The sequence below is a fragment of the Roseomonas sp. AR75 genome, assembly GCF_005222815.1.
Lineage (GTDB): Bacteria > Pseudomonadota > Alphaproteobacteria > Acetobacterales > Acetobacteraceae > Falsiroseomonas.
In genome coordinates this window covers 1,593,030-1,610,287 of the sequence record NZ_STGB01000001.1, presented here as the reverse complement: position 1 = coordinate 1,610,287, position 17,258 = coordinate 1,593,030, and the positions used below count along the sequence as shown (strand labels likewise).

14 protein-coding genes are annotated in these 17,258 nt (G+C 72.9%); 7 read left to right on the top strand and 7 right to left on the bottom strand.

Annotated elements, in window-relative coordinates; translation table 11 throughout:
• Positions 1–71 precede the first annotated feature (71 nt).
• The 4 genes from galU (at position 72) to E4T13_RS07560 (ending at position 3,332) form a co-directional block, all read left to right on the top strand.
• On the top strand, positions 72–944 hold the full coding sequence (galU, locus tag E4T13_RS07575; protein WP_137177575.1) for a UTP--glucose-1-phosphate uridylyltransferase GalU: 873 nt from the start codon (positions 72–74) through the stop codon (positions 942–944).
• Positions 945–1,105: 161 nt separating this feature from the next.
• The gene (gene pgmG / locus E4T13_RS07570; protein WP_137177574.1) at positions 1,106–2,518 is read left to right on the top strand and encodes a phosphoglucomutase/phosphomannomutase PgmG; all 1,413 of its coding nucleotides are present in this window, start codon (positions 1,106–1,108) and stop codon (positions 2,516–2,518) included.
• Positions 2,519–2,535: 17 nt separating this feature from the next.
• Complete coding sequence (locus tag E4T13_RS07565) at positions 2,536–2,964, top strand: gamma-glutamylcyclotransferase family protein (RefSeq protein WP_240791036.1); 429 nt, start codon at positions 2,536–2,538, stop codon at positions 2,962–2,964.
• A 2-nt stretch (positions 2,965–2,966) separates the two neighbouring features.
• Complete coding sequence (locus tag E4T13_RS07560; RefSeq protein ID WP_240791016.1) at positions 2,967–3,332, top strand: response regulator; 366 nt, start codon at positions 2,967–2,969, stop codon at positions 3,330–3,332.
• Positions 3,333–3,342: 10 nt separating this feature from the next.
• Here the strand turns inward: E4T13_RS07560 and hemN are convergent, their stop codons facing one another.
• From hemN to E4T13_RS07545, 3 genes are all read right to left on the bottom strand, one after another.
• Positions 3,343–4,689: an oxygen-independent coproporphyrinogen III oxidase gene (hemN, locus tag E4T13_RS07555; protein ID WP_137177571.1), complete on the bottom strand. Its 1,347-nt coding sequence runs from the start codon at positions 4,687–4,689 to the stop codon at positions 3,343–3,345.
• Positions 4,690–4,755: 66 nt separating this feature from the next.
• Entirely contained in the window at positions 4,756–6,894 is a 2,139-nt protein-coding gene (locus tag E4T13_RS07550; protein WP_137177570.1) for a glycosyltransferase, read from the bottom strand.
• Between the two features lie 61 nt (positions 6,895–6,955).
• Entirely contained in the window at positions 6,956–8,707 is a 1,752-nt protein-coding gene (locus E4T13_RS07545; protein ID WP_137177569.1) for a metallophosphoesterase, read from the bottom strand.
• A gap of 98 nt (positions 8,708–8,805) precedes the next feature.
• Here E4T13_RS07545 and E4T13_RS07540 point away from each other — a divergent pair, with 98 nt between their 5' ends.
• Genes E4T13_RS07540 through E4T13_RS07530 form a run of 3 tightly spaced genes read left to right on the top strand, consistent with a single transcriptional unit; the run spans position 8,806 to position 11,866 of the window.
• Positions 8,806–9,618: an IclR family transcriptional regulator gene (locus E4T13_RS07540; RefSeq protein ID WP_137177568.1), complete on the top strand. Its 813-nt coding sequence runs from the start codon at positions 8,806–8,808 to the stop codon at positions 9,616–9,618.
• A complete protein-coding gene (locus E4T13_RS07535; RefSeq protein ID WP_137177567.1) occupies positions 9,615–10,571 on the top strand; it encodes a tripartite tricarboxylate transporter substrate binding protein in 957 nt (318 codons plus the stop codon). Before E4T13_RS07540 ends, E4T13_RS07535 begins: the two co-directional genes overlap by 4 nt.
• Complete coding sequence (locus E4T13_RS07530; protein ID WP_206030090.1) at positions 10,568–11,866, top strand: aspartate aminotransferase family protein; 1,299 nt, start codon at positions 10,568–10,570, stop codon at positions 11,864–11,866. The genes E4T13_RS07535 and E4T13_RS07530 overlap by 4 nt, the downstream gene beginning before the upstream one ends.
• 19 nt (positions 11,867–11,885) lie before the next feature.
• Here E4T13_RS07530 and E4T13_RS07525 read toward each other — a convergent pair whose 3' ends face one another.
• The 4 genes from E4T13_RS07525 to upp all read right to left on the bottom strand — a co-directional run bounded on the left by E4T13_RS07525 (position 11,886) and on the right by upp (position 17,237).
• A complete protein-coding gene (locus E4T13_RS07525) occupies positions 11,886–14,303 on the bottom strand; it encodes a recombinase (protein ID WP_137177566.1) in 2,418 nt (805 codons plus the stop codon).
• 127 nt (positions 14,304–14,430) lie between these two features.
• Positions 14,431–15,291, bottom strand: coding sequence for an isocitrate lyase/phosphoenolpyruvate mutase family protein (locus E4T13_RS07520; protein WP_206030089.1), 861 nt, complete (start codon positions 15,289–15,291; stop codon positions 14,431–14,433).
• Positions 15,288–16,580, bottom strand: a complete 1,293-nt coding sequence (locus tag E4T13_RS07515; protein ID WP_137177565.1) for a hypothetical protein — start codon at positions 16,578–16,580, stop codon at positions 15,288–15,290. Before E4T13_RS07515 ends, E4T13_RS07520 begins: the two co-directional genes overlap by 4 nt.
• 21 nt (positions 16,581–16,601) lie before the next feature.
• On the bottom strand, positions 16,602–17,237 hold the full coding sequence (upp, locus tag E4T13_RS07510) for a uracil phosphoribosyltransferase (RefSeq protein ID WP_137177564.1): 636 nt from the start codon (positions 17,235–17,237) through the stop codon (positions 16,602–16,604).
• Positions 17,238–17,258: the final 21 nt, after the last annotated feature.

Sequence of the window (17,258 nt, the reverse complement as noted above, 5' to 3'; positions counted from 1 at the left end):
CGGTCCGCAGGTGGACGCTTTCCGCGGTCCGTGGCAGTTGTGCCGCCCAGAATCGCCAGGGAAGACCACCGGTGCCCAAGCCTCTCCGCAAGGCCGTGCTCCCCGTCGCCGGCCTCGGCACGCGTTTCCTGCCCGCGACCAAGCAGATGCCGAAGGAGATGCTGCCGGTCGTGGACAAGCCGCTGATCCAGTATGCGGTGGAGGAGGCGCGCGCGGCGGGCATCGAGCAGTTCTGCTTCGTCACCGGCCGCGGCAAGACGATGCTGGTGGACCAGTTCGACGTCGCCTACGAGCTTGAGCGGACGCTGGCCGAGCGGAACAAGGCGAAGGAGCTGGAGATGCTCCGCGACCAGGCGCTCGCGCCGGGCGCCATCGTCTCGACGCGGCAGCAGGTGCCGCTCGGCCTCGGTCACGCGATCTGGTGCGCGCGCAGCTTCGTGGGCGAGGAGCCCTTCGCCATCATGCTGCCCGACGACCTGATGCTCTGCGACACCTCCTGCATGAAGCAGCTGGCGGATGCCTATGCCGAGACCGGCGGCAACGTGGTGGCGATCGAGGAAGTGCCGAAGGAGCATGTCTCCCGTTACGGCGTGATCGCGCCGGGGACGACGCGCGGCAACCTGGTCGAGGTGACGGGCCTGGTGGAGAAGCCGCCCATCGAGAAGGCGCCGTCGAACCTCACCGTGATCGGCCGCTACGTGCTGATGCCGGAGGTGATGGCGCATCTGTCGAAGATGGAGAAGGGCGCCGGCGGCGAGATCCAGCTGACGGACAGCATGGCGAAGCTGATCGGCAGCCAGCCCTTCCACGGCCTGCGCTACGAGGGGCGGCGCTTCGACTGCGGATCGAAGGAAGGCTACCTGGAGGCGCAGGTCGCCTTCGCCCTTTCGCGCGACGACATGGCGCCGGCCATGCAGAGCATCCTGAAGAAATACTCTTCGTGATGCGCGTTGCCGCTACGCATCAACGCCCCTCGGACGCCGGGCGCCGCGCCTCCGCGCGGCTTGGCTTCGCGGCACTCGCCGCGGGCCGCGTTCGCGGCCTCGGCCCGCTTTGCGGGCCGCCCTGCCGCCCCCGCCAAGCCTAGACAGGGATGTCTCCGACGATGACGGCCTTCCACCACAGCTTCGACCCGACTTCGCTGCGCGAATACGACATCCGCGGCATCGTCGGGCAGACCCTCAAGCCCGAGGACGCCTTCGCGATCGGCCGCTGCTTCGGCTCCATCGTCTCGCGCGGCGGCGGGCACAAGGTGGCGGTCGGCTATGACGGCCGCCTCTCCTCGCCGGAGATGGAAGCGCAGCTGGTTGCGGGGCTGCGCGCCTGCGGGCTGGAGGTGCTGCGGATCGGCTGCGGGCCGACGCCGATGCTCTACTACGCGGCCTACGCGCTCTCGGCCGATGGCGCGGTGATGGTCACGGGCAGCCACAACCCGCCGAACTACAACGGCTTCAAGATGATGCTGGGCAAGAAGCCCTTCTTCGGCAAGCAGATCCAGGAGATCGGCCGCATGGCGGCCGAGGGCGACGTGGTGCCCGCCGCCATCGGCTCCGACCGGCAGGTGGACATCTCCGAGCAGTATGTCGCGCGCGTGCTGGAGGACTGGGACGGCGGCGACCGTGCGTTGAAGGTCGTATGGGACCCGGGCAACGGCTCCTCGGCGGAGATCGTGAAGATGCTGGTGGCGCGGCTGCCGGGCACGCATTTCGTCATCAACGGCACGATCGACGGCACCTTCCCGGCGCACCACCCCGACCCGACGGTGGCCAAGAACCTCGAGCAGATCATCGCGGAAGTGGCGCGCGAGAAGGCCGATCTCGGCATCGCCTTCGACGGCGACGGCGACCGCATCGGCGTGGTGGACGACGAGGGCCACATCCTGTTCGGCGACCAGCTGATGATCGTGTTGTCCCGGGATGTCCTGAAGTCGAAGCCCGGCGGGACGATCATCGCCGACGTCAAGGCATCGCAGGTGCTGTTCGACGAGATCGCCAAGGCCGGCGGCAACCCGCTGATGTGGAAGACCGGGCATTCGCTGATCAAGGCGAAGATGGCCGAGACCGGCAGCCCGCTGGCCGGCGAGATGTCGGGCCACATCTTCTTCGCGGACAAATGGTACGGCTTCGACGACGCCCCCTATTCCGCCGTGCGCCTGCTCGGCATCGTCGCGCGCATGCAGGGCAAGCTCTCCGCGGTGCGCGCCGCGCTGCCGCAGGTGATCAACACGCCGGAACTCCGCTTCGACTGCCCGGACACGCGCAAGTTCCAGGTGGTGGCCGAGGTGAAGGACCGCCTCGCCGCCGATGGCGCGAAGGTGCAGGACGTGGACGGTGTGCGCGTGCTGACCGAGGATGGCTGGTGGCTGCTGCGGGCTTCCAACACGCAGGCGGTGCTGGTGGCGCGCGCCGAGGCGACGACCGAGGCGGGGCTCGACCGGCTGAAGGCGCAGATCGGGCATCAGCTCGAAGCCTCCGGGCTCAAGGCGCCGGATTTCTCGGGCGAGAACGCGGGCCACTGAGGCGCGCCTTGGCCGCGGTGTTCCTCTACGGGACACTGCTCGATCCGGTCGTTTTCGCGCGCTTCGCCGGCCGGGCGCCGCTGCGCCGGGCGCTGCCGGCGCGGCTGGCGGGGTACAGGCGCGTCGCGCTGCGCGGCACGCCCTACCCCACGCTGCTCGCCGGGGCGGGCGAGGTCGCGGGGCTGCTGCTGCCGCGGCTCGGGGCGGCGGCGCTGGTGCGACTCGCTGCCTATGAAGGGCCGGAATACGCCTTGCGCCCCGTCCGGGTCGCCACGGCGCGCGGGCCGCGGCGGGCCCGGGCCTGGGTGGCGCGGGGGTGGCGAGCGGACCCGGCACGACCCTGGGCTGCAATCAGGATGCTGCCACGCGCGAATGTGAGCGGTGACTTATGCGCCGCCGGGGTACAGGCTGCCCCGGGTCGCCGCGCGGCGATGGCGGGAGAGTGATGATGGCGGATGGTCCGCGCAGGGTGATGGTGGTCGAGGACGAGGCCCTCGTCGCCATGCTTGTCGAGGATGCGCTGGTGGATGCCGGCTTCGGCGTGATGGGGCCGGCGGCGACGGTCGAGGAGGCGATGGCGCTGCTGTCGCTGGAGCGGCCGGATGCCGTGGTGCTGGATTTGAATCTCGCCGGCGAGACCTCCACGCCGGTCGCCGACGAACTCGCCGCGCGCGGCATTCCCTATGTCATCGCAACGGGTTATGGCGCTTCCGGCCTGCCGGCGGGGCACCAGGACGCGACGGTGCTGGCGAAGCCCTATGATCCGGCAGAGCTGACATCCGTGCTCGGCCGGCTCTGCCGCCAGGCGGCCTGATCGGCCCCGACTACACCGCCCGGCTGTGCCGGGCCTGGCTCGCGGCCAGGCGCGCATCGAAGCAGGCGGCGACGTGCCGGACGAAGCGGCGGCCGGCCTCGGTCACGCTGAGCCGCCCCGCCTCCAGCCGCGCCAGCCCGTCCGCCAGCAGCGGGGCCAGGCGTGGTTCCGCGCTGTCCCAGACCGGCGGCGGCACCGTGGCGAGGTCGAGTTCGAGGTCGCACATCACCGCCTCGATGATGGCGCGGCGGGTGCGGTCATCCTCGGTCAGCGCCAGCCCGCGCGCGACAGGCAGCCTGCCGGCCTCCACCGCGGCGAGCCAGCCGCGTTCATCGGGCGTGTTCTGGGCGTAGCCCTGCGGCAGCGCGCCAATGGCGCTGGCGCCGAGGCCGAGCAGCACCGGCGCGCGATCCGTCGTATAGCCCTGGAAATTCCGCCGCAGCACACCCGACGCCGCGGCGACGGCCATCGGGTCGCCGGGCCGCGCGAAATGGTCGAGCCCGATCGCGACATAGCCGGCGGCGAGCAGCGCGCGTTCCGCCGCATCGGCCTGCTCCATGCGGGCGAAGGTGTCGGGCAGCAGCTCCTCCCGGATCGCCTTCTGCGCCGGCTTCATCCAGGGGACATGCGCGTAGCCGAAGACGGCGACGCGATCCGCGCCGAGTTCCGCCGCGAAACGCGCGCTCTCGGCCACATGCCGGCTGTCCTGGCCGGGCAGGCCGTACATCAGGTCGAAATTGATCGCGTGGATGCCGGCGCCGCGCAGCCGCGTCACCGCGCTTTCCACCATCTCCCGCGGCTGGATGCGGCCGGCGAGCTTCTGCACCTCCGGGTCGAGGTCCTGCACGCCGAGGCTCGCGCGGTTGAAGCCGGCGCGACCGAGCAGCGCGACGACATCGTCATCGAGCGTGCGCGGATCGAGCTCCACCGAAAGCTCCGCATCGGGGCGGAAGGCGAAGCGCGCGCGCAGCGCCTCCATGACCTCCGCAAGACCGCGCGCGCCGATCGCGGAGGGCGTGCCGCCGCCGAGATGCAGCGACTCCACCGGAAGCTGCGGCGGCAGCGCAGCGGCGAGCAGCCCGATCTCCCGCACCAGCCCGGCGGCGTAGCGCGAGAGCCGGGCCTGGTTGCGGGTGATCGCGGTGTGGCAGCCGCAATACCAGCAGAGCTCCTTGCAGAAGGGGATGTGCAGGTAGAGCGAGAGCGTGTCGCCCGGCCGGATCTCCGCCAGCCAGCCGCGATAGGCGGCCTCGTCCAGCGGCTGGAAATGCGGCGCCGTCGGGTAGGAGGTGTATCGCGGCAGGTTCTGGCGCGCATAGGCTTCAAGCCGGGCGCGCGGGTCGGGGAGGGCGTCCATGGCGGCAAGCCTGCCGCAACGGGAAGCCGGATTCCTTGCGGCGGATCAAGTTTCGGCAGGGCGACCTCAGCCCTCCGCCGCCTCCAGTGCCGCGAGCCGCGCGGCCAGATCATCCTCCGCGCAGGCCATCACCGCGACCACGCCCACGCCGACGCGGCGCTGCGCACGGTCGTTGAGCGGCACGCCGTCGCCGGAATCGAGTTCCACCAGCACACCGCCTGGCCCGGCCTCGGCCTGCAGCACCACGCCGGGCCGTGCCTCCTCTGCCAGGTCGAGCCGCCGCCAGGGCGTCGACTCCCCGCCCCGGGCGCGCAGGCGCAGCGCGATGCCGCCTGGCGGGCCGCGCAGTTCCAGCAGCACGCGCACCGGCGTGCCTTCCGGCACATCCAGCGGCAGCAGCAGCGTGGCGATGCCGTCGCGCGTCCAGCAGCCCCACCCCTCCTGCCACCACCAGCCGAGCCCCTCCCGCACCGCCTCGCCCCAGGCGCCGGCTAGGCTGGGCGGCGGCGGCGCGGCGGCCAGCGAGAGGCGTTCGCCCGCGGGGAAGGGGGGGCGCGGCGGCGGCGCGGGCTGCGGCGCGGCAAGGCGGGACAGCGCCTCGGCCGCCGCCACCGGCCATTCGCGCGTCGCGGCCGCGCGGTCGATGGCCGATTCCAGCAGGGCGCGATGCGCCGCATCGGTGGCGAGGCGCGCCAACGTCTCCACCAGCGCCGGCAGGTCGCCGGGCGGGAAGAACACCGCGCCGGGCGCGCCCGATTCCAGCAGCCCGCTATGCGCCGGCACCACGCAGAGCTTGCCCGCCGCCAGGCTCTCGCTGACCGGCAGGCCCCAGCCTTCGTGGAAGGAGTTGTACACCGTGAACAGGCAGCGCGCGGTGAGCCCCGCCAGCGCCAGGTCGGACACGCCCGAGAGCACCTGCACCTTCCGCCGCAGCAGCGCCGAGCGTTCCAGCAGGCCGAGCGCGCCCTCCGCCCGCCAGCCGGGACGGCCGACGCAGACCAGGCGCGGCACCTGATCCGCCGGCAGGCGGCGCAGCAGCTCGATCCAGGCCTGGAACACCATCAGGTGGTTCTTGCGGCTTTCGAGCGTGGCGACGAACAGCACGAAGGGCGCATCGGCCTCGTCGAGATCGAGCGTCTCCGCCGCGGCAAGCGCGGCCTCGCGCGGCGGCGGCGGCTCGGCCGCCAGCGGGATGACGGTGGGCGCCATCCGCAGGCCGAGCGGCGCGCCGAAGGCCTGCACGTCGCCGGCGGTGGCGCGGGAATTGGCCAGCAGCAGGTCGGCATGCAGCGCGAGCGCCGCGAACCAGCGCGCATAGAGCCGCGAAGTCAGCTCCAGGCAATGCTCCGGCATGGCCAGCGGCACGCAGTCATGTAGGAAGGCGGCGTAGCGGAGCGGCACGCGACGACGCAGCATGCGCAGGCCGCGCCAGTAATCCTCGATGCCCCAGGCATTGCCGAGGCTGGCCAGCGTCGCGCCCGGCAGCAGCGGCGCGTCCTCGGCGGCGTCGGCATGGCAGAGCGCGGCGGTGGCGGCGCGCCAGGCCGGATCGTCGGCCGCGGCGCCGATGCGCGACAGCTCCAGCACGCCGCGGAAGCGTGCGATGTCCACCTGCCACCAGCGCCAGGCGGAGGGGTCATAGGCCACCAGCAGCAGCGGCGCCGGCGGCGCGGGGTGTTCCAGCATGCCGCCGACCAGGCCCATCTGCACGCGCTGGATGCCCGTGGGCGTGCGCGCGTCGCGCAGGTAGTCCAGCAGGTCCGTGACGTCGAAGGCGATCTGCGTCGGCGCACCCTCTGGCGGCAGCGGCATCGCCTCTGGCGCCGCCGCCTCCGCCACACGGTGGCGCAGCAGCGCGTCCAGGCGGCGCAGCAGCGGCGAGTCCGGCGCGATGGCGCGGGCGCGCGCCATGGCGTCCGCCGCCTCCTGCCCGCGGCCGAGGCGGCGCAGCAGCTCGCCTTCCTGGAACACGGGATCGAGCGCGTCGGGCGCGAGCGTCGCGGCGTGGCGGTAGTGGTCCAGCGCTTCCTCGGACCGTCCCTGTTCCTTCACGGCATGGCCGAGCTGCACATGGATCTGCCAATGCAGCGGGCGCGCGGCGAGATAGGCGCGATAGGCGGCCTCGGCGCCGGGCCAGTCGCGCGCCTCCCGCAGCGTGTCGCCGGTGTCGAGCAGGACTTCGGGCGAGTCGGGTTCAGGCGTCATGCGGCGCGGGCACCATGCCGCCGACGGGCGGTGCACGGCAACGGCGATGGCCTCGCCCCGCTCAGCCGATCTCCCCGCCGGCAAACGCCCACCCCGCCGCGCGCGGGTTCATCCGCCGGTCCGCCAGCCCGTTCCGCACGTGGTAGCCGCGATCCACGTCCAGGAAGGTATCCAGCCACAGTGCCACCCCCGGATGCGCCAGCGCCGCCGCCCGCGCCTCCGCCACGCGCGCCGCGATCGCCACATCGTCGCACCAGGACTCGTCCGGGCGTTCCGGCATCAGGCACACCGTCGCATGCGGCCGCAGCCCAAGCGAGGCGCCACGCAAGGCGAGCCGGGCCACCGACGGCGCCACCGCCTCCGCCCGCCCGATGCGCGCCATCCACCCGGTGAACACGCCGGCGCCGCCGGCCAGATCGGGCGTTTCCTCCGCCGCCAGGCCGCTGCCGACAAAGAGCGCGCTGGCTGCGGCGCCCGGCGTGGCGCCCGTGCTGCGCATCGGCGCCAGCACGCACTCCGCCGGCATCCCCGGCACACCCTGCAGCATCGCCGCCGCCGCCGCGACCTCCGTCTCGCCCAGCGTGATCTCCCACCCGTCCAGCGGCGTTTCCGCCACCAGGGCGATCAGCGCGTCATCCGGCACGCCCGCCGTCGCCAGCCAGACACGGAACCCCTCGGCGGCCAGCAGCACGAGGCGCGCGCGCACCGCAGCATCCTCCAGATCCTCGCGCGGGATGCGCAGCCGCGTCGCGCCGAGCCGCCACAGCAGCTGGATGGTCCGGTCGTCGCGCGCCAGGCGGCGGCGGAAGGGCGCGGTCGGCGGGTTGGTCGGCAGCGCTACCACCTCCGCCCAGGGGTGATGCAGCGGCAGGCCGAGCGGCGCCGCGCCGCCCAGCCGCGGATGCGTGCGCAGCCCCGGCAGCGCATGCGCCGCCGGCACCGCATCCTCGCTTCCCCCCGTCATCACCGGATGCAGCGCGTGCCCTTCCTCCAGCACGTCGAGCAGCGCGAAGCCGAGCCGCCCCGTCTCGTTGCGCCCGAACTCCTCGCCCGGCCCCGGCGCCACGCGCGCCAGTTCCGCATAGTCGCGCCGCGCAAAGGCGACGGAGGGCACGACATGCAGGCGCATGCGCCCGAGGCCGTTGAGGAAGAAGGCATGCGCATGTCCCGACAGGATCGCCTCCACGCCGAAATGCGTGGCGAGCGCGAGCAGCCTTGCGCGCGGCGCGGGATCGAGGTTGTCGTAGTGGCCGGGCTCGTCCGGCGCGCGGATGAAGGGCGGGTAGTGCGTGAACAGGAAGACGCGCTCGCCGGCCGAGCGCGCCGCGCGCAGCGTCTCCTCCAGCCAGCGCCACTGCGCCGCTTCGTCCTCGGTGCCGCTGCCGAACAGCGATGCGCAGGCCAGCACGACGCGGCATCCCGCGAGGCTCCGCGACTCCCAGAGCGGCCCGATGCGCGAAGCCCATGCTTCCGCCCAGTCCTGCCGCGATGCGGCGGCGGGCATGGCGGGGTTCGGCTTGTCGCCGATGTCGTGATTGCCCGGCGTCACCAGCATCGGCGCCTGCAATCCGGCGAACAGCGCCGCCGCGGCGTCGAAGGCCGAGGCCTGGTCGGGCAGCGAGGGCAGGGGATGCACGACGTCGCCGAGATGCACGACGAGATCGGGCTTCAGCGCATTGATCCAGCCGATGGCGGCGCGGCAGCGGCGGTTGCTGCGCGGCGCGGTGCCCTCGGAAGCCGGTTCCAGATGCGTGTCGCCGAGCACCGCGATGCGCAGGCGGACGCCGGGTGCGCGTTCTGCATTGTCGGACATGATGGATCGCGCTGCTCCCGCCCCGCGCTTTCAGCTTGACCATCATAGAAGCGTGAATCAAGGTTCCCCTGTATGATCCTGCAGTCCGACAATATCGTATGACGCCGGTGCGCCCGCCCCGCATCCAGGCGCTGGAACGCGCGGAGCGCCTGCTCGATCTCGTCGCGCGTCACCATCCCCAAGGCATCCCGCTCGCGCGCCTCGCGCCGGCCGCCGGGCTGCACCGCTCCACCGCCTTCTCGCTGCTCTCCTCGATGGTGGCGCTCGGCCTGCTCGACCTGCCGCCGGATGGCCGCGGCTACCGGCTCGGCATGAAGCACCTGATGCGCGGGCTCGCCGTGCAGCGCGGCCTCGATCTCACGAGCTGCGCCGGCGACGCGCTGCGCGCGCTGTGCCGCGCCACCGGCGAGACGGTGAACCTCGCCGTGCCCGGCCGCGACGCCGCGCTGATCGTGGAGAGCGTGGAAGGCACCTACGCAATCCGTGCCACCGGCTATGTCGGCACGCCCTCGCCCTATCACGCCACCGCCTGCGGCAAGGCGATTCTTGCGTTCCTGCCGGACGAGGAACGCGCCGCGCTGCTCGCGCTGCCGCTGCGCCCGCACACGCCGCGCACGATCACCGATCCCGCCGCGCTGGACGCCGAACTCGCCCGCGTGCGCGCGACGGATTGCGCGTTCGACATGGAGGAGCACGAGCCCGGCGGCGTCTGCATCGCGCGCCCGGTGCGCGATGCGCTCGGCCGCGTCTGCGGCGCGATCAGCGTCGCCGGCATCGCCCAGCGCATGGACGAGGCCGCGCGCGAGAGCGTGGCCGACCTGCTGCGCGACGCCGTCCGCCGCATCGAGCGCCGCATGCAGGGCACGCCCGACCCCACGCCGTCACGACCGTTGCAGGAGGCTTCCCGATGAAACGACGCGACCTCGCCGCGCTGCTCGCCGCCGCCTTGCCCGGCACCGCCGCGGCGCAGACCGGCGGCACCATCCGCCTGGTCGTGCCCTTCCCGCCGGGCGGTGCCTCCGACGTGATCGGCCGCATCCTGGCGGAGCAGATGCGCGAGCGCCTCGGCCAGAACGTGGTGGTGGACAACCGGGCCGGCGCCTCCGGCAACATCGGCGCCGACATCGTCGCGAAGGCGCGGCCGGACGGGCTGACGCTGCTGCTCGCCTCCGCCTCGACGCATGGCATCAACCCCTCGCTGATGGCGAACATGCCCTTCGATTCCCGGCGCGACTTCACGCCTGTCTCGCTGGTGGTGATGGTGCCGACGATCCTCGTCGTCGCGCCGAACCTGCCGGTGACCAGCGTCGCGGAGCTGATCGCCTATGCGAAGGCCAATCCGGGCAAGCTGAATTACGGCTCCAACGGGCCGGGCACCACGCAGCACCTGGCTGGCGTGATGCTGGAGCAGAAGGCCGGCATCCAGATGGTGCATGTCCCCTATCGCGGGCAGAACCTGATGGTGCCGGAGCTCACCACGGGGCAGATCCAGCTCGCCTTCACCAACATCGCCGCCGTCGCCGGCGCGCTGGAGGCGCGGCAGCTTCGCGCGCTCGGCGTCGCGCTGCCGCGGCGCTGGCCGACGCTGCCGGATGTGCCGACCTTCGCGGAAGCCGGGCTGACGGATTTCCAGGTCAGCTCCTGGCTCGCCGTGCTCGGCCCTGCGGGCATGCCGGCCGAGGCCGCGCAGCGCTACAGCGCCGCGCTGCGCGCCGCGGTGGAGGAGCCGACCGTGCGGGAGCGGCTGATCATCGCCGGCGGCCTGCCGATCGGCAGCACCCCGGCCGAGACCGCCGCCTTCATCGACAAGGAGATCACCGGCTGGGGCGCCGTGGTCCGCGCATCCGGAGCGCAGGTGCAGTGACGGCCGAAGCCCGTTTTGCCGGATCGCGCGCCTGGCACGAGCGCGCGAGCAGCGTACTGGCGGGCGGCGTCAGCTCGCAGTTCCGCGCCTTCGGCGTGTTCCACCCTATGCACTACACCCGCGCGGACGGCGCGCGGATGTGGGACGTGGATGGCAACGAGTTGCTCGACTTCACCCTCTCGCAGGGCCCCTGCATCCTCGGCCATTCGCATCCCGAGCTTGTCGCGCGCGTGCAGGCGGCGGTGGCGAAGGGCCAGCTCTTCGCCGGCCAGCACGCCGAGGAAGTGCTGCTGGCGGAAGCGTTGCAGCGGCTGATCCCCTGCGCGGAGAAGCTGCGATTCACGTCGTCGGGGTCGGAGGCGGCGCAGGCCTGCATCCGCATCGCGCGGGCAAAGACCGGGCGGCAGCGCATCCTGAAATTCGACGGGCACTATCATGGCTGGCTCGACAGCGTGGCGTGGAACGTCGCGCCGCCCGGCAATGCCGGCGACGCGCCGGTGCCCTGGTGCGCGGGCATCGCGGAGAGCGCGGCGGCCGACATCATCTGCCTGCCGTGGAACGACCTCGACGCCGTGCGCCGCACGATGGATGCGCATGGGCAGGAAGTCGCCGCCATCATCACGGAGCCCGTGATGTGCAACCAGGGCTGCATCGAGCCGCTGCCGGGATTCCTGCAAGGGCTCCGCGCGATCTGCGACGAGCACGGCAGCGCGCTGATCTTCGACGAGATCATCACCGGCTTCCGCATCGGCCTCGGCGGCGCGCAGGGGCATTACGGCGTGACGCCGGACCTTGCGCTGTTCGGCAAGGCGCTCGGCTCAGGCTTCCCGCTCGCCGCCATCGCCGGGCGCGAGGCATGGATGGCGCCGCTGGAGGCGGGGCGCACCTATCACGCCGGCACGATGAACGGGAACAACGCCTGCATCGCAGCGGGGCTTGCGACGGTCGAGATCCTCGAACGCGACGACGCGCTGCGCCGCATCGCGACGCTCGGCGCCGCGCTGCGCGACGGGCTGGCGCAGCTCGGCGCGAAGCACGGGATCGCGCTGCGCGTGCAGGGGCCGGGGCCGATGTTCCACATGGGCTTCTCGACACTCGCCCGCGCCACGGAATTCCGCCACGTCGCAGCCGACGACAAGGCGGCCTATCACGCCTTCTGCCAGGCCATGCTGCTGGAAGGCGTACGGCTGATCGAGCGCGGGCTGTGGTACGTCTCTGCCGCGCATACCGAGGACGACATCGCCTTCACGCTGGCGGCGGCGGACCGGAGCCTCGCCGGCCTGCCGCGCACCTGATCGCAACGTCGCGGACGAATCAGATCGGGCAGACGCCCGAGGCGCAGGCGAGATGCGCCATGTCCACCGCCTCATGCAGCGCGGGATCGCGGATGCTCTCCACGATCGCCGCGAAGCGGCCGAGCGGCACCTCCTCCTCCGGCAGGTATTCGTAGCCGAGTTCGCTGTCCGGCCGGCTCGGCAGGATGGCGCAGCATCGGATGCGCGGCTGGTGCTCCAGCACCAGGTCGCGGAAGGCGTCGATGTCGTGCCGGTCGGTGTAGATCTTCAGCGTGTAGGACACCTGGTTGCCGCGCGCCGCGCCGATCCAGTGCTTCTCCAGCAGCGACAGCCAGCGGTACTGCGCCTCCGGCGGCGCTTCCGGCGCCGTCACCAGCCTTTCGCCGATGCCGAGCCGCTGGATCAGCGTCAGCGTCGGGAAGCCCACGATGGACATGCCCGGGAAGGAGCGTAGTTCGCGCACGGGATAGCCGCGCGATTCGTAGTCCGGCAGCAGCCGGTCGCTGTCAGCTTCCCAGCCGCCCGCCGCATCGCGCGTGCCCTTGAACTGCACCCAGCGGAGGTATTGCCGCCGCGCCGGCAGATGCGCCCCTTCGGTCAGGCCGAACAGCTTGCTTGTCGTGCCGGCGGGCTTGACGGTGGTGACGGTGACCGGCTGCTCAAGGCCGAGCTCCGCGGCGTAGTCCAGCCCCTCCGCCTTCGCCGCCTCCGAAAGCCGCTCCAGCATCGCCCAGAACGGTGCCGCGCGCTGCTCGTCCAGCAGGTCGTCGAAGCCGAGGCCCCAGCGCATCCAGGCCCATTCGTGCAGCCCGGTGGGCCCGATGCCCATGCGGTTGGTGCGCCGCACCTCCTCGCCATAGAGCGCGTCCATCAGGTTCGCGCGCATCAGGAAGCGCACGCCGAGCCGCACGCTGTCCTCCACCCGCGCATCCCACAGCCGCGCGACCGCGTCCGGCACCGCGCCGGGCGTGATGGTGGCGAGATCCTCGGGGCAGGCGAGCAGCGGTGCGAAATCGGCGATCACGCAATAGCCGCCCGTCACATGCAGCGTGATCTCGCCGCAGGGATTCGTGGTCACCGGGAAGCGGGAGTCGCGCGCGCGGCGCGACAGCTCCGCCAGCAGCGGCACGGCATGATCGGCCTGGTAGCGCGCGGAGCGCAGGTCGCGCCCGTCGTCGTGCACCGGCTTCTGCCGCGCCGCGCCGGTGCGGTGGTCCTCCAGCCGGTCGCCATTGATGAAGCCGGGCTCGCCATTGATGTAGCCGCAGCGCGTGGCTTCCTCGAACACCGCCAGCGCGTGGCGATCGAGCGCCGCCTCGCTGCCGGCACGCGCCGCGCGCACGCCGTCCCAGAAGGCCGCATCCACCATCACGGAATTGTTGGCCGTCCACAGCCCGCCTTCGGACTTGGCGCGGATGAAGCGGAAGATGCCGGGATCGCGCCAGGATTTCGTCGCCATGCGCGCCGCCCGCCGCGCGCCGCCGACCTGCACCTCGACCGAGAGATAGTGGTCCACCAGCAGCGCCTGCTCCCAGGGCTGCAGCGCCTCGTCATCCGGCGCGCGATGCCGCGCCGGCTCCAGCACATGCTGGCGCAGGTTGACGAAGGCGCGCATCAGCGAGAGCGGGCCGGAGGCCGGCCGCCCCTGCATCCCGCCGATCGGCGCGCCGCGCGGCCGGATGGCGGAGAAGTCCAGCAGCAGCGTGCGATCCGCCGCGCCCTCGAAGGCCAGGCATTCCAGCAGCTCCACCGCCTTGCCCCAGCCCTCGCGGCTGTCGGCGACGACATGGCGGATCGCATCCGTCGGCGCTGCATCGGCCGCGAATTCCCGTGCGATCCAGCCGCGGATCTCCGCCTCCTGCGCGTCGCTCATCGCGTCCGGCGTGGTGCCCCAGGGCAGCAGGCCGAACTCCGCGCCGAAGCGGTGCAGCTCGGCGCGCGTCTCCGGCCAGTCCGCATGGTCGCGCGCGAGATGCAGCAGCAGCCGCGGCGCCTTGGCCCAGTCCACCGCGACCAGCTCGTCGTCATAGGCGCGGCCGACGCCGCTGCCGTTCAGCAGCAGGTAGAACAGCGCGAAGGAGGCGGCGGCCGTCGCGCAGTTGGTGAAGACCTCCATGTTGCGCCCGGGCTGCTCGGCATCGCCATGCTGCAGGTGCCGGCCGGAGGTGATCAGCGCGCCCGTGGCGATGGCATTGCGCAGCCGCGCCTGCTCCGCCGGATCGGCCGCCGCGCCGAGCAGCGCCATGTTGCCCGCCGCGACGCGGTCCGCGACCCGCCCGAAATCCTCGTCATCCCCGGGCCGGAACACGGTGCGCCGCGCAACGGCGACCCCCATCCCGGGGTCGAGCGCGCGGGCCGGCAAGGGCGCCTCGCCGAAACTCGTGCCGGGGCGCTGTGCCGGGGCGTCGGGGCGCAGGCCGTAGAGAGAACCGTCCATTGCGTGCCTTCCTCGCCTTCTCGCCAGGGTGCGAGTCGGGAGACACAAGATATGGTGGTCAGCCCCCAAAGTCACCCACCGGATGTGGTAACGCTACCGGTCCGAGCCGCGGGGGTGCCGGCCCGCGTCAGGCCTCCCCGAACAGCCGGTCCAGCTCCCCGCCGTGCATCCGCCCGCCCAGCGCGTCGAAGCGCCCGGCCTGCAGATCCTTCACCGCCCGGCCCAGCGCGCCCCAGGCCACGCCCGCCAGCGCGCCGCCGATGCTGACGCGTCGGACGCCGAGTGCCGCAATCTCCGCCAGGCCCAGCCCGATCGGCCGCGACACCAGCAGGTTCACCGGCAGGGGGGCGGCCGCCGCCACCACGGCGGAAATCTCCTCCCGCGTGCGGATGCCCGGCACGTACAGCACCTCCGCCCCCGCCTCGGCATAGGCGGCGATGCGCTTCAGCGATTCCGCCAGCGGATCGGGATGGCCCGTCAGGAAGCACTCCGCGCGGCCCACCAGGACGCCGCGCCCCGGCGCCGCATCGCAGGCGGCGCGCGCCGCCTTCATGCGCGCCACCGCTTCCTCCAGCGGGAACAGCGGCCGTGCCGGATCGCCGGTGGCATCCTCCACCGACAGCGCGGCGACGCCGGTGTCCAGGCAGCGCGCAACGGCCGCCAGCACGCCCTCGGCATCCGCGCCGTAGCCATGCGCGAAATCGGCGTTCACCGGCAGGTCGGTCGCGCCGACGATCTCCGCGACGTGGCGCAGCACCGCGTCGAGATCCATCGCGCCATCCGCCATTCCGCGGCTCCAGCCTGCGCCGGAACTGGTCGTCGCCAGCGCCCGGAACCCCTGCGCCGCGAGATACTTCGCCGTCCCGACGTCCCACGGATTGGGCAGCAGGAAGCACCCCTCCGCGTGCAGCGCGCGAAAGCCCTCGCGCCGCGCACCCGCCGCCGCCTGATCCTGCATGCCGCCCATCGTCGCCTCCTGCCCCGTCACGCCACCGGCCTCGACCGGATGATACGGCCATCGGCCAGCGCGATCGCGTAAAGGGTCTGGCTCAGGCGATCCGGAGTCGCGAGCAGCCAGAGCCGCCCCGGCTCGGCCATGGCGAAGGCGATATGCTCCGCGGTGGGAAGTGCGGTCTCCCACAGCGTCGTGCCGTCCAGCCGCAGCCGCCTGACCCATTCGGGTGTCGCGCCCAACGGGCCGACCTGCGCCAACAGGATGGAGGGCGGGTCCCCCGGCGCCAGCAGCCGTCCCGGCGCGTCCACGATCAGCCCGCCGGCGGGCAGCGGTGCGACGCCCGGCACCGGCTCGGCTGCCTCCAGCACAGCGCCGGTGCCGCCCGCCTCGCGTACCCGTCCACGCCACAGCCGCATCGGCCCTGGCTCCGGCGTCGGCGGCAGGAAGGCGCCGCCGGCATCCTGCGCCCCGACCGCCGCGGTGATCGCAATCGCCGCCGGCAGCAGGCCGAACCAGCCCGTGCCGACCCGCCCCTCCCGCGCCAGCGCCGGCCCGGCGAAGGCGGGGGCGGGGAACAGCGGGGGCAGCGGCGTGGCGCGCGGCTCGGTGCGACGCTGCGCGATGCGCGTCGCGGGATCGAAGGCGAAGCCGCCGCGCCCGGATGCCGTGCCGTCCAGCACCAGCGCCTCCGCCAGGCTCAGCCGCCTTGCAAGCCCTGGCCGGTCCAGGCCGAGCTCGGGATTGAGGCGGATCAGCTCCGCCTGGTCCGCTGTCCTGCCCATGAAGCCGGGCCCGGCAGCGACAAGCTGGTCGGCCCAGACCCAGGCCGTGTTGCCCTGCGCGGCGATCAGCCGCGCATCCGGTGCGCCGCCTGTCGGGACCACCGCGACGCGCACCTGCGCCGCGCGCCAGATGTCGTCCGCCAGATAGGACGTCACCTCAAGCATCTCGCGCTGCGCCGGCGTCTCGAGCGACAGGTTCCAGTCGCGCATCTCGACGCGGCTCAGCACCAGCAGCGCCTCCTGCTCGTCGAGATCGCCCGGCAGCGTGCCGCGCTGGTCGGCCTCCCGCCCGCCGGGCCGGCGAAGCTCCATGCGCGCGCGGAGCAGAGGCGGGATGATGCGGCGGTTGTCGAAGCGCTGCTTCGGCTGCGCATCGGGGAAGAGCGCGGGGATGCCGACGACGAGCCCGGCGAGCAGCGCGCCGATCCCGGCGATGCCGCCGATGACAAGCCTGCGGCCGGATCTGTACGCCGCCGCCGCCTCGGCATGGGTGGGCGGTTCCAGCCGCTTGCGGTCAGGGCGTGGCCGCTTGCCGTCCATCCTGGCGAGGGTCCGGCGCCGCTACCCCTCGGTCCCGAAGCAGCGGTCGCCGGCATCGCCGAGGCCCGGCACGATGAAGCCGCGCTCGTTCAGCTTCACGTCGAGCGCCGCGGTGTAGATCGCGACGTCCGGATGCGCCTCCCGCAGCTTCGCGACACCTTCCGGCGCGGCGACGACGCAGACGAAGCGCAGATGCGGCGCGCCGGCCTCCTTCACCCGCGCCACCGCCGCGATCGCGCTGCCGCCGGTGGCCAGCATCGGGTCGAACAGGATGGCGCCGCGCGTGGTCACCTCCGGCGGCATGCGCAGCAGGTATTGCGAGGGCTTCAGCGTGTGCTCGTCCCGCACCAGCCCGACATGCCCAACGGGCGCGTCGGGCATCATCTGCATCGCGCCTTCCAGCAGGCCGAGCCCGGCGCGCAGCACCGCCACCAGCACCGGCTCCGGCCCGGCCAGGCGGCGATGGTCCATCGTGGTCAGCGGCGTCGTCACCTTGGCGATCACGGACGGCAGGTTGCGCGTCGCCTCCACCGTCAGCATCGCGCCGATCTCCGCCAGCAGCCGGCGGAAGCGCGGGGAGGGCGTGGCGGCATCGCGCAGCTCCGCCAGGCGGTGGCTGAGCAGGGCGTGGTCCACGACATGCAGGCTGGCGGTCATGATGCGGTGTCCGGCGTCAGG

Bases quoted from the DNA above. Each gene is read 5' to 3' on its own strand.
- E4T13_RS07540 (WP_137177568.1), top strand. From the start codon at position 8,806: ATGACGCCGGTGCGCCCGCCCCGCATCCAGGCGCTGGAACGCGCGGAG.
- E4T13_RS07515 (WP_137177565.1), bottom strand. From the start codon at position 16,580: ATGGACGGCAAGCGGCCACGCCCTGACCGCAAGCGGCTGGAACCGCCC.
- E4T13_RS07525 (WP_137177566.1), bottom strand. From the start codon at position 14,303: ATGGACGGTTCTCTCTACGGCCTGCGCCCCGACGCCCCGGCACAGCGC.
- E4T13_RS07550 (WP_137177570.1), bottom strand. From the start codon at position 6,894: ATGACGCCTGAACCCGACTCGCCCGAAGTCCTGCTCGACACCGGCGAC.
- upp (WP_137177564.1), bottom strand. From the start codon at position 17,237: ATGACCGCCAGCCTGCATGTCGTGGACCACGCCCTGCTCAGCCACCGC.
- E4T13_RS07560 (WP_240791016.1), top strand. From the start codon at position 2,967: ATGGCGGATGGTCCGCGCAGGGTGATGGTGGTCGAGGACGAGGCCCTC.
- E4T13_RS07535 (WP_137177567.1), top strand. From the start codon at position 9,615: ATGAAACGACGCGACCTCGCCGCGCTGCTCGCCGCCGCCTTGCCCGGC.
- pgmG (WP_137177574.1), top strand. From the start codon at position 1,106: ATGACGGCCTTCCACCACAGCTTCGACCCGACTTCGCTGCGCGAATAC.
- E4T13_RS07545 (WP_137177569.1), bottom strand. From the start codon at position 8,707: ATGTCCGACAATGCAGAACGCGCACCCGGCGTCCGCCTGCGCATCGCG.
- hemN (WP_137177571.1), bottom strand. From the start codon at position 4,689: ATGGACGCCCTCCCCGACCCGCGCGCCCGGCTTGAAGCCTATGCGCGC.